The sequence below is a fragment of the Bacillus cereus group sp. MYBK14-1 genome (assembly GCF_051916885.1).
GTDB classification, from domain to species: domain Bacteria; phylum Bacillota; class Bacilli; order Bacillales; family Bacillaceae_G; genus Bacillus_A; species Bacillus_A cereus.
In genome coordinates this window covers 354831-366854 of record NZ_JBQAHM010000005.1, presented here as the reverse complement: position 1 = coordinate 366854, position 12024 = coordinate 354831, and the positions used below count along the sequence as shown (strand labels likewise).

The following is a 12024-nucleotide window of genomic DNA, read 5'->3' as shown; positions in this document are numbered from 1 at the left end:
TGGTCGGCAACACTCTATCTACAAATTTAAGTATCTCATAAAAATAGATACTCTTGGGTTTATAGGTACATCCCGTCCCTAAAAAACCTAACTTAATCATACGAGGAGGTGAGAACTTGGAAAGAATTCACGAACTCATCAAGGCATTGAATATAAGCGATGTTATTACAAGTACTCAATTTAAAGTAGGTGGTGCTATAGGCGGTGGATTAGGAACAATAATTAATTTGTTATATGGTAAAGCGAACTTAATTTGGATCTCGATTTACTGCTGGATTATCATGCTCGACTGGATTACTGGTAGTAAGGCTTCAAAACTAGATGGAACATACTCATCACAATATGGAATTGAGGGCATCACGAGAACCGTGGTGCTTTTATCATTACCAGCTCTTGCACATTTATTTGATATTGCTCTTAAACTACCTGATTTCTTTTTCTTCATGGTAGTCGGTGGATTGAGTTACCACATTTTTAATAGTTTCGCAGCAAACTGCGCACGAATTGGCTGGGAAAAATGGATTCCTGCATGGTTATTAGAAAGTGTAGCATCCGAAATACAAGCAAAAATCCAAAGAAGTGATGCACGAAAAGAAAAACATAATACCAAATAAAAAAATACACGCCTTACATAAGAAGAGCATTGTCAAAAGACGGTGCTCTTTTTGTTTGGCAAAAAGGGGAAAATACACAATGAAAAAACCAATTAAACTATTCAGCTCATTATTTATGACTCTATTACTCTTATTTTCGTTTGCTACGGCTTCTTTTGCCGATAGAGTACTAATTATCCAAGACTTACCGAAACAAGCATATCGCTACGGTGTAGGCGCTTATGAGGGCGTTGTAGCACATAGTACTGCAACGCCAGAAGCACCAGCAATTAACATTCGAAATTATGAAGCTAGAACATGGAGAAATGCATTTGTACATTATGCTGTAGATTGGAACGAAACAGTCCAAATTGCTGATACAAAATATGTTGCTTATGGTGCTGGACCATCTGCAAATAAAAGATTTGTTCACGTAGAACTTTCTGAAACTAGCAACCCAAATAAATTTAAATCTTCTTACGAGCGTTATGTAAAACTATTAGCTAAGATTTTAAAAGATAGAGGAATTCATCCAAGCAAAGGTTTATGGACACATAAAGATATTACTTACAAATTAGGTGGAACTGACCACGAAGATCCGATTGATTACCTTCGCAGTCACGGTGTATCAGAATCGCAATTCAGAGCGGACGTACAAAAGGCGTATGAAGGCGCAACAGTTACAGTTAAACCAAAACCACAAGAACCATCTCAAAACGTTGCAGGCGAAACAGGAGTAGCTTATATTGATGGTTTTAACGTAAACCTAAGAAGTGGGCCATCAACAAATTATGGTGTTATCCGTCAATTAAATAAAGGAGAAGCATATCAAGTCTGGGGAAAACAAGGTGATTGGTTAAATCTTGGTGGTAACCAATGGATTTATAACAACCCTTCTTACATTAAATATCAAGGGGAACAAACTACTACTTCAAGTTCTGTAGTAGGAAAACGTGTTGTTTCTAAAGTGGACGACCTTCGTTTCTATGATTCTGCTTCTTGGTCTGATAAAGATGTAGCAGGAACAGTAGATGAAGGGCTTGGATTTACTATTGATGCTAAAGTATCCGTTAATGGTTCACCGCAATACAAAGTGCACAATAGTAAAGGAACAACATACTATGTAACTGCAAATGAAGCCTATGTTTATGTGAAGTAAAAGAGGCCTACTCTATCATGAGTAGGCACTTTTTGTATATATTTTAAACTAATTAAATTAACCACCTGTATGACCGTGCGAGTATTGTACAACTTCTTCAGAGGATACTTGTGTTTCTTTTGGGGTATTTGCATTTCCTAAGATTAAGGTAAAAGCAGTTAATATTCCTAACGAATAAAGAATTGTTTTTTTCATTTTATTGCCCCCCTAAATGATTTTTTCCGTTCATTATAGAACATAAATAAAAATACTCACTTGACTTCACATGATTATTTTCCCGATAGAATGTTAGTGCTAATTTTTCATTATATTCCTTTACATACTCATATATATTTTCTCGTTCAAAATATACATTACCTGCTAATACAATTTTTTCTAATTCTTCCGCACATACACCTTTTGCTATTGCTTGTGAAATTTTAAAGTGATGTTCATATTCTTCATTTTTCAGATCTGTACTAATTTTCAAGCCTTTCTCAAACAACTCTAATGCTTTTTCTTTTTCCCCAATTTTTTCATGTTCACATGCTGCAATCAATATAGCCTTATAATCATTTGGTAATTCTTTAATGACTTCTGAAAGGTGACGAATAGCTAAGTCTGATAGCTTTTGGTTTGCGTACATAAACCCTAAATTGTGACGCACATATAAGATAGCCTGTTCTTCTTTTTGTTTTTGAAATATATTCATTGCAGACATAAAAAATTCCTCGGCTGTTTCAAATTCATTTAAATGTGTACAGATAAGACCAGATACGTTATTGCAATATCCTATATTTAGTTCGTATCCGTTATATTTAGAGAAGATTTCTTCTGCTTTGGACACTTGTTGAAATGCAGGTATATACTGCTGATGGTGACAGTTAAATGTAGCGAGTTTGAAATAAAACTCCGCATGCTCTAACTGATCTGGTATTTCTCTTAGTTTTATTTCAGCTTTATCATAGTAAATTTTAGCTAAGTTGTAATTTCCGACTATCGTCGAATGCATCGCCTTAAAAAAGTAATAGTAGTATATAAGAGAATCATCTGTTGGAATATTAAAAGATTCGATTTTGTTGAAACTATCTTTTCCAATACTTAAACTATCAACTAAATATTGATGACGAAAATCTAATAGAGAGTAGTATAAAAGTAAGTTTTGATCTTCTTCCATATTTTTCATTTTTTTATCAATTTCAGTTTTTAATAGATGTGCATTTCTTAAGCGTCTAGCGCGAATTTCAATGTACCATTCATTCAGCATTTGCATGATTTGTTCATTTGTTTGTGCCTGAACCTCCATACAACAACCTCCTCTTAGAGTGACAATGTTTATTATTTCCATTTATTTTAACACGCCTTTAGATATATAAATTTTTAAAAACTTGATATAATATATACTGAATATTCAGTATATATTATTGATATTAAAAAGAACTCTTCAAGTCATGAAAGAGCTCTTTTTTTAACTATATTTAAGAATACAGGTTACTTAACTATTTTTTGCTATTCTGTAGAAAAAAATAACTAACAATGTAATCCCCATTCCTAAAATTATTGATATCAATATTACTAAATCATGTAATACATAGAATGTTAATAAACTCCATAATCCTAAAGTTAAAAAAATTAAGGTTAAAAACAAATTTGGTTTAATGTATTTAAATTTTTTCGCATACAGCAGTAATAGCATTATAGGAATAGTATAGATAACAAACATGAGAATGTCTTTTTGATCATCTAGATTCCTAATATCAAATCCTATTACAATGATTACCACTAAAGCAATCAACATAAACGCTATTTCTTTTATTTTTCCACATTAAACAATCCTTTTTTGCAAAAATTCCGAATTTTATACACAAACATATAACAACATAGTATACTTGGATATATTAACCATATATGGAGGGGTATTGTTAAAAGAATTATTGGGATTTTGTTCAGTTTAGTTTAATTGAAGAGTACTCTGGAATTTTAGCGAAAAAACTTTATCAAGAAGGGAATTATGAGAAAGCTAGCCAATATTTTAATATATCTTATGATGCTAAAGAATTACTTCAGAAGGGAAGTGCGTTAAAATGAAAAAATTACTAATGGGATTTTTTAGTTTTGCTGCTGTTTTAACTATTGGAAGCTTTACTGAATCTTTTACATCACAAGCTGATCATGGTAGACCACCTGCACCACAAAGACCAGATTATATTTCTAATGTGGCCGATTTTGATCACGGTAGACCACCTGCGCCGGCATACGAATACGGCGATACTTATATTGATCATGGTGAGCATATCTAAAACAAAAAGAGGACGAGATCTTGATATGATCCCCTTATAGTAGACAGGAAAAAGAAAGCGCATTAACCTGTTTACTATGGAGGGGATTTTTTTATGGGGAAAATTAGAGTCACTTACGATGTAGAATTTAAGAAAAAAGCTATAGATTTATACTTAAAAGAAGGCATGAGCTATAAAAACATTGCGAAAGAATTAGGTATTCATCACTCGGTTGTAAGTCGTTGGGTGAAATACTTTGAAGCTGAAGGTATCAAAGGACTAGAAGAAAAACGTGGAAAAGCGAAAGGGCCAGGTATAGGAAGAACAAAACCAAAAGATCCAGAAGCTAAGATTAAACGATTAGAAGCCGAGAATGAAATGTTAAAAAAGCTCTTAGGGATGTAAAAGGAGGTATGCAAGCTATATCCAAAACGAGAAAGTTTGAAGCTATACTTGAGATGTTAGAAAAGGGGTATACGATTAGCCTATTATGTGCCATCGCTGGTGTAACTAGAAGTGGGTATATAAGCGGACAAAGCGGCACTTAGTGCCTTCTGAAAAACAACTAGAGGACGCTAAAACCAAGAAAAAGATATTGAAGTGTCATAAAAAACTAAGAGGGATTTATGGATATAGAGGAGTGCAAGTGTGACTGAAAGTCACCTATAACCTTCATTTGAAGCATAAGCGCATACAAAGATTGATGAATCAATTAGGCATCAAAGATTTCAAAAGAAATTAAATAATCTGAGTCCATATAAATATAGAACTCAGGTTACTTAGTTGCGCTTTTTAAATCCTGTCTACTTGACAGGGGTCACTGCAGGCATCAATTCCTTGTGTTTCGAGCTGTTTTTTCCAAACAGAAATCGTTGAAGGGGCAGGAATATTAAAGATAGCTGCCGTCTCAAATAAGGACATACCGTTTTCAGTCATAAAGTTTAGTACGTCTAGTTTAAATTGTTGTGTGTAATTTGTACATCGTTTTAGAAAAGCTTCCAGACCATGCTGTTTATATTGGTTTACCCAATTCAAAATGATTGTGTCACTTATACCGAGCAATCTACCCATTTCTCGATAACTTTCATTTCCGTTCAAATAACGTAGAACGATTTGTATTTTTTCATCAGCTGTAAATTTAGCCATAGAAAAACTGCACCTCCAATTGTTAGACACAGTCTAACAATTGGAGGTGCAGTTCATTATAGGGTACTCTTTTATGAATCAGTACACCATTCATATATTGTTAATGTTTGTGAGTCATGAACAATTAAATGGTTTAACAAGTAAGGATTCAAGATAATGTATGTAAGATGAGTATAAATCGTTATAAAAAAATAAAGAAGAGCACCATTATATAGTACTCTTCTATGAATCAGTACACCATTTATATATTGTTGATGTTTGTGAGTCATGAACAATTAAATGGTTTAACAAGTAAGGATTCAAGATAATGTATGTAAGATGAGTGTAAGTTGTTACAAAAAATAAAAAAGAGCACCATTATAGGGTACTCTTTTATGAATCAGTACACCATTTATATATTGTTGATGTTTGTGAGTCATGAACAATTAAATGGTTTAACAAGTAAGGATTCAAGATAATGTATGTAAGATGAGTATAAGTTGTTACAAAGAAATAATTAGTCAGCAAAAGCAAAATGATTAGCTCTTAATGGAAAATGAAATGTATTATTAGAAACTCATGATATAAACAACTAGGTTGTGAAGATTAAAGTTTTTCAAAAAACTTCATTTGGTATTACTCTAGAATGGAATTATTGAACTTATAAATTAATATGCCTTTTCGTTTATTGACAAAATAAACACGTTGATAGGAGTAATAACGTATTCCTTTAAAAATACGCTTTTTCATTAGGGAATTAATCTAAGCACTAGATAAATAGATGCGTATACTTATATTATGTGAGTTGTGAATGTAATTAAACTGAATTTTTATAGTTTAATTATTAGTAACTATTTTTATTCTAAGAAAAATGGATATTTAAAAATATTCAACACCATTACAATTGAGTGTTTCTTAGTATAAGAATATTCTCTCAAAATTATTAAATAAGGAGGAAATAAATGAAACATAATGATTGTTTTGATCATAATAACTGCAATCCGATTGTTTTTTCAGCAGATTGTTGTAAAAATCCACAGTCAGTTCCTATAACTAGGGAACAATTAAGTCAATTAATTACTTTACTAAACTCATTAGTATCAGCTATTTCAGCATTTTTTGCAAATCCAAGTGATGCAAACAGATTAGCGTTACTCAATTTATTTAATCAATTTTTAATTTTCTTAAATTCCTTACTACCTTCCCCAGAAGTTAATTTTTTGAAACAATTAACTCAAAGTATTATAGTTTTATTACAATCTCCAGCACCTAATTTAGGACAATTGTCAACATTATTGCAACAATTTTATAGCGCCCTTGCACAATTCTTCTTCGCTTTAGATCTTATCCCTGTATCCTGCGACTCAAATGTCGATCCTGCAACTTTACAAGTTCTTTTTAATTTATTAATTCAATTAATCAATGCTACTCCAGGGGCAACAGGTCCAACAGGAGCAACAGGTCCAACAGGCCCAACGGGAGCGACAGGTCCAACAGGAGCAACAGGAACGGGAGCAACAGGTCCAACAGGAGCAACAGGCCCAACAGGTCCAACAGGTCCAACAGGTCCAACAGGTCCAACAGGTCCAACAGGTCCAACAGGTCCAACAGGTCTAACAGGTCTAACAGGTCCAACAGGTCCAACAGGTCCAACAGGCCCAACAGGAGCAACAGGTCCAACAGGTCCAACAGGAGCAACAGGTCCAACAGGTCCGACAGGTCTAACAGGTCCAACAGGCCTAACAGGAGCAACGGGAGCTGGAGCAGTTATTCCGTTTGCATCAGGTGGGCCAGTAGCGTTAGCAACTGTTTTAGGTGGATTAGCAAACACAGGAGCACTTCTTGGATTTGGAAGTTCATTCTTCCCTGTAATTGTCCCACCTGGTGGCCCGATTACTATAGGTCCTGTACCTCCAGTATTTGATTTCGCATTTGTAGCTCCTCGCGCAGGTACAATTACTTCGTTAGCAGGATTCTTTAGTGTAACTGTAGCGGTTGCTTTAGCATTAGGAAGCATACAAATTCAAATGCAGTTGTACAGCGCACCAGCAGCAAGTAATACTTTCACTCCAGTAGGTACACCGTTACTATTAACACCAGCATTTAGTGGTCTTATTGCTATCGGTAATACTTCAAGTGGTATTAGCGCACAAGCCATTGCAGTCGCTCCACAAGATAAGATATTACTTGTTGTTTCATCAACTACACCTGGTTTTGATATAGCTACTGCTATTACAGGCTTCGCAAGTGCAGGTATAACATTCGTATAATCACTTGTAAGTTTTGTAGTTGAAAATTTTGATATAAGAAAAGAGATTGTCAAAAAAGTATCCTCAGATTAACTTTTGAAGACAGTCTCTTTTCTTTAATTGTTTTTATACTTTATGTCTGGTGAAAATGATTAAATATACTATGAGAATGTAGTGTGATTGTGTTAAGTTAGATGATCACTGCTAGTAAATTACACAGTAATAGGCATAAGAAAATGAAGGTTTCCAACCTATTTGGTATACAGAATTAATTTCATACACATATAAAGGCATATATCTAAAATATTTTAAATTTTAGTCTTACATATGTAGGATTGAGAAGTGGGAGGGTTATATAATGAAGTATATGAGTATCAAAGAATTAAATGATGATTACATTTATACTATCCTTGGAATGAAACCAGGTAAGTTTTATAGAAAACGTAAATCAGGTATCATCAACTTTGCTACAGCGCTTGGCATGATTTAAAAAGTAATGGAATTTTAGGAGTACTGTTCAGGGCACTATTTAGGGCACTTAATTAGGTGCCTTTTTACATTGGAATCGGCGGTACGATATTTCTACAGTTAATTGTTCTTTGAAAAAAGAATGCTGTGGGGATAGCGTAGCTCCTTTATCAAAACGTTACTTGGTCGGAATAGACGGAGAAAAAAGGAAGAAAAAGACGAAAAGCTTAATTGATTTTATATATAAAGCCACGGTGCATAAGTGTCGTGGCTGGATATCATGAAACTGTCCGGGTGCCAACGGGAAAAAGTGTTGGCTTTTCATATAAATCTCATAATTGAGAATTGGTTTAAATAACCAGTGCACCAACAGCAAAATGTGATTCATATATTTGCGCACATTTTGCTCACATTTTGTTCACGTACTATATAAAAAAGTATGAAAATCTATAAAAACAATTATTTCAATAAAATTTATTCTGGATATTAAAAAGTGCCAAAACCCTTGTTTTATAAGGGTTTTTGCACTTTTGTATTTTATCAAATAAACAATTCTAAAATTGTTCATTCTTCTCCCAAGATTCAACGATATAATGTGCAATCGTCGGATTGAAGCCTTTACCAACTAAAAACATAATTGCAGCAACTTCTGTTAATGCGTGTTCGTGTGATGTATGTTTTGCTTCATTTAAACCGTAATCTACCCATGGTTTTACGAAATCTAGTACAGGTTTCTTGAAAGGTAAAAACTGTGTACCGACAACTTGTTGAATTTGTTGTTGTGTTGGTTCAGTAATTGGTCCAGGTGGTAAGATTTGTGGTTGTGTAATGTCTAGTGTTGGTCCGGGCGGTAAAATTTGTGGCTGAGTTGGATCTATTGTTGGTGGTTTAGGTGGTGAGACACGTGCGTCGTAGTTTGGTTGATACATTTGTTGTTGATATTGCGGTTGTTGTGGTTGAGTTGTGTATGGGTTTTGTGGTGCTGCATATGGATTTTGTTGATATTGTTGTTCTTGGTTTTGTGGTGCTGCATATGGATTTTGTTGATATTGTTGTTCTTGGTTTTGTGGTGCTACATATGGATTTTGTTGATATTGTTGTTCTTGGTTTTGTGGTGCTACATATGGATTTTGTTGATATTGTTGTTCTTGGTTTTGTGGTGCTGCATATGGATTTTGTTGATATTGTTGTTCTTGGTTTTGTGGTATTACATATGGATTTTGAGGATATCGCTGTTCTTGATTTTGTGGTGCTGCATATGGATTTTGAGGATATTCATAATTTGGACGTGTGTCATATGGATTTTGTTGAAATTCAGTTTCTTGGTTTTGCGTTGTTGCATATGGGTTTTCGTCATATTGTTGCTCTTGCTGTTGTAACTCTTGTTCTTCGTATTGTTCTGTGTATCGCTGTTCTTGTTGTTGAGGATACAATGGTTGCCTTGGATAAGGCGGTTGATTATTATAGAACATGTTTATTCCTCCTTCATGATGATGCCTACCACCTAGTGTATGGGCGGACAAGAAAATATGTGATGAAAAAATGCGGGCGTGTTACAATAAGTAACTGGGTGAAGATAAAATGACAAAACAAGAAAAAATTCAAAAAACAATTACTTTTGTAAAACATATTTTAGAAAAAGATGCGAGTGGGCATGATTGGTATCATATTGAACGTGTACATAAAATGGCGATTTCTTTATCTGAGCAAGAAGGTGGAAATCGTTTTATAATTGAAATGGCAGCATTACTTCACGATGTGGCAGATGAAAAGCTAAATGAAAGTGAAGAAGCAGGAATGAAAAAAGTTTCTGATTGGTTAGAAGAGCTACGTGTTGAAGAAGAGGAAAGTAAACATATTCTTCATATCATCGCCAATATGTCTTATAAAGGTGGCCATGGCGGCACAGTAGAGTCACTTGAAGGGAAAATTGTTCAAGATGCGGATCGTTTAGATGCTCTTGGTGCAATAGGAATTGCTCGTACATTTGCATATGGTGGGGCGAAAGGGAGATTAATGTATGACCCAACTATTCCGCCGCGTGAAGAAATGACGAAAGAAGAGTATAGAAAAAATAATGATCCATCTTTAAATCATTTTTATGAAAAACTTTTGAAATTAAAAGATTTAATGAATACGAATGCAGCAAAACAAGAGGCTGAAATTCGTCATCGTTATATGGAACAGTTTATTGAACAATTTATGAAAGAGTGGAATGCACAAATATGAAAATGTTAACTGTGGAGAACTTATCAAAATCATATGGAGAAAAGCCGTTATTTGATGGATTATCATGTAGTATTACAGAAGGACAACGTGTCGGAATTATTGGTGTAAACGGAACAGGTAAATCGACATTATTAAAAATTATTGCGGGATTAGAAACTCCTGATACAGGTGATATGACGCATTCACGAGGGTATACAATTAGTTATTTATCACAGCAACCAGAGTTTGATGAAAAACTGACAGTATTAGAGCAAGTGTTCCATGGTGATACACCTTTAATTCGTCTTCTTCGTGATTATGAAAAAGCACTATTAAATATTGAAAAAGATCCAAGTAATGAAAAAGTGCAGGAACAATTATTTGCAGTGCAGCAACGTATGGATGCAATGAGTGCATGGGAAGCAAATGCAAATGCGAAATCTCTTTTAACGAAATTAGGAATTACGGACTTTACTGCAATTGTTGGGAATTTATCTGGTGGACAGAAAAAACGTATCGCAATGGCACAATGTTTTATTGAAACACCGGATTTATTAATTTTAGACGAGCCTACGAACCATCTTGACCACGAGACAGTTGAATGGTTAGAAGAATATTTAGCGAGATATACAGGTTCGGTATTACTTGTAACCCATGATCGTTATTTCTTAGATCGTGTGACGAATCGTATTTTTGAATTAGATAATGGTAAACTATATAGCTACGAAGGAAACTATAGTACATTTTTAGAAGCGAAAGCACTTCGTGAAGAGCAAGAATTGGCACAAGAATCGAAACGCCAAAATTTATATCGTCGTGAACTTGCTTGGATTCGTCGTGGTGCAAAAGCCCGTTCTACGAAACAAAAGGCGCGTATTCAGCGTTTTGATGAGCTAAAGGCACAAGAAGGACCAGCTGCAAAACAGTCAGTTGATATTGCACTAAGCGGAAGTCGTCTAGGAAAGAAAGTACTTGAGTTAAAAGATGTAACGAAAAAATTTGGCGATAAGACGGTATTACATAATTTTAATCATATTGTGAAACCGGGTGATCGTATCGGAATTATTGGGGCGAATGGAAGTGGGAAATCTTCCCTATTAAATATGCTTGCAGGTAAGTTATCTCCTGATAGTGGTGAAGTGGAAGTAGGACAAACTGTAAAAGTTGCTTATTATACGCAAGAAAATGAAGAGATGAATTTAAATCAGCGTATGATTGAATACATTAAAGAGATTGCAGAAGTTATTCATACGACAGATGGAAAAGTAATTGGTGCATCTCAAATGTTAGAACGTTTCTTATTCCCGACGCATTCACATGGTACACCACTTGGTAAACTATCTGGTGGTGAAAGAAGACGTTTATATTTATTACGTATTTTAATGGGAGAACCAAACGTACTTTTACTTGATGAACCTACGAACGATCTAGATACACAAACATTAACAGTACTAGAAGATTATTTAGAAGATTTCCCAGGTGTCGTTTTAACTGTATCGCATGACCGTTACTTCTTAGATAAAGTAGTAGATGAACTGTTCATCTTTACTGGCGGAGGCGAAGTGCGTGAGTTTCTAGGTAGTTATACAGATTATTTAGAAATGGAAAAAACGAGAGAACTTATGGAGAAAGCAGAAGTTCAAAAAGAGAAAAAAGTTGTAGAAGAAGCTCCAAAACAACAACGTAAACGTAAACTTTCATACAATGAACAGCGTGAATGGGAAACGATTGAAGATACAATTGCCGAACTTGAAGAGAAAATTGAGTCAATTGGAGAAGAACTTGCGAAAGTTGGATCTGACTTCACAAAGGCACAAGAATTATCTGAAGCACAGCAGAAAACAGAAGAAGAGCTAGAAAAAAAGATGGAAAGATGGAGTGAACTATCAGACATCGTTGAAGGATTAAAATAAAAACAAGCTGCATATATTGAAAAGTAAAGAGAAAAACTTTACACTATTGGT

The 12024-nt window shown here is 34.4% G+C and carries 11 protein-coding genes and 3 pseudogenes; 10 read left to right on the top strand and 4 right to left on the bottom strand.

The genetic code is table 11. The features are described from left to right. The first annotated feature begins 116 nt into the window (after positions 1-116). Together ACTFR3_RS16745 and ACTFR3_RS16740 are read left to right on the top strand one after the other, a co-directional pair. A complete protein-coding gene (locus ACTFR3_RS16745) occupies positions 117-614 on the top strand; it encodes a phage holin family protein (RefSeq protein ID WP_000439586.1) in 498 nt (165 codons plus the stop codon). Positions 615-693: 79 nt separating this feature from the next. Next, entirely contained in the window at positions 694-1752 is a 1059-nt protein-coding gene (locus ACTFR3_RS16740) for an N-acetylmuramoyl-L-alanine amidase (protein ID WP_324656369.1), read from the top strand. Between the two features lie 57 nt (positions 1753-1809). Here the strand turns inward: ACTFR3_RS16740 and ACTFR3_RS16735 are convergent, their stop codons facing one another. Both ACTFR3_RS16735 and ACTFR3_RS16730 read right to left on the bottom strand, forming a co-directional pair. Further along, positions 1810-1947 carry a hypothetical protein gene (locus ACTFR3_RS16735; RefSeq protein ID WP_170879373.1) on the bottom strand — a complete coding sequence of 46 codons (138 nt, stop codon included), beginning with the start codon at positions 1945-1947 and terminating at the stop codon, positions 1810-1812. Between the two features lies 1 nt (position 1948). Next, positions 1949-3037, bottom strand: coding sequence for a hypothetical protein (locus ACTFR3_RS16730; RefSeq protein ID WP_086408604.1), 1089 nt, complete (start codon positions 3035-3037; stop codon positions 1949-1951). Positions 3038-3681: 644 nt separating this feature from the next. Here ACTFR3_RS16730 and ACTFR3_RS16725 point away from each other — a divergent pair. The 4 genes and pseudogenes from ACTFR3_RS16725 to ACTFR3_RS16710 form a co-directional block, all read left to right on the top strand. Beyond that, positions 3682-3819: pseudogene (locus tag ACTFR3_RS16725) on the top strand (aspartate phosphatase); the annotation flags it as partial. Next, a complete protein-coding gene (locus ACTFR3_RS16720; RefSeq protein WP_061457132.1) occupies positions 3816-4031 on the top strand; it encodes a hypothetical protein in 216 nt (71 codons plus the stop codon). The pseudogene ACTFR3_RS16725 and the gene ACTFR3_RS16720, both read left to right, overlap by 4 nt. A 93-nt stretch (positions 4032-4124) precedes the next feature. Next, positions 4125-4415, top strand: coding sequence for a transposase (locus ACTFR3_RS16715; protein WP_061457133.1), 291 nt, complete (start codon positions 4125-4127; stop codon positions 4413-4415). A gap of 8 nt (positions 4416-4423) precedes the next feature. Next, positions 4424-4558, top strand: a complete 135-nt coding sequence (locus ACTFR3_RS16710) for a hypothetical protein (protein ID WP_262984027.1) — start codon at positions 4424-4426, stop codon at positions 4556-4558. 277 nt (positions 4559-4835) lie between these two features. Here ACTFR3_RS16710 and ACTFR3_RS16705 read toward each other — a convergent pair. Beyond that, positions 4836-5156, bottom strand: a pseudogene (locus tag ACTFR3_RS16705) (transposase); the annotation flags it as partial. Between the two features lie 941 nt (positions 5157-6097). On the opposite strand from ACTFR3_RS16705, the gene ACTFR3_RS16700 reads away from it, so the two are divergent. Both ACTFR3_RS16700 and ACTFR3_RS16695 read left to right on the top strand, forming a co-directional pair. Then, positions 6098-7405: an exosporium glycoprotein BclB-related protein gene (locus ACTFR3_RS16700; protein ID WP_440044604.1), complete on the top strand. Its 1308-nt coding sequence runs from the start codon at positions 6098-6100 to the stop codon at positions 7403-7405. Between the two features lie 337 nt (positions 7406-7742). Continuing rightward, positions 7743-7874, top strand: a pseudogene (locus ACTFR3_RS16695) (ArpU family transcriptional regulator); the annotation flags it as partial. A gap of 532 nt (positions 7875-8406) precedes the next feature. On the opposite strand, the gene ACTFR3_RS16690 reads toward ACTFR3_RS16695, so the two are convergent. Further along, positions 8407-9324, bottom strand: a complete 918-nt coding sequence (locus tag ACTFR3_RS16690; RefSeq protein ID WP_440044603.1) for a hypothetical protein — start codon at positions 9322-9324, stop codon at positions 8407-8409. A gap of 109 nt (positions 9325-9433) precedes the next feature. Between ACTFR3_RS16690 and ACTFR3_RS16685 the strand changes: the two genes are divergently transcribed. Then, a complete protein-coding gene (locus ACTFR3_RS16685; protein ID WP_000165966.1) occupies positions 9434-10081 on the top strand; it encodes an HD domain-containing protein in 648 nt (215 codons plus the stop codon). Next, positions 10078-11973 carry an ABC-F family ATP-binding cassette domain-containing protein gene (locus ACTFR3_RS16680; RefSeq protein WP_000783169.1) on the top strand — a complete coding sequence of 632 codons (1896 nt, stop codon included), beginning with the start codon at positions 10078-10080 and terminating at the stop codon, positions 11971-11973. The genes ACTFR3_RS16685 and ACTFR3_RS16680 overlap by 4 nt, the downstream gene beginning before the upstream one ends. The last annotated feature ends 51 nt before the right edge of the window (positions 11974-12024 follow it).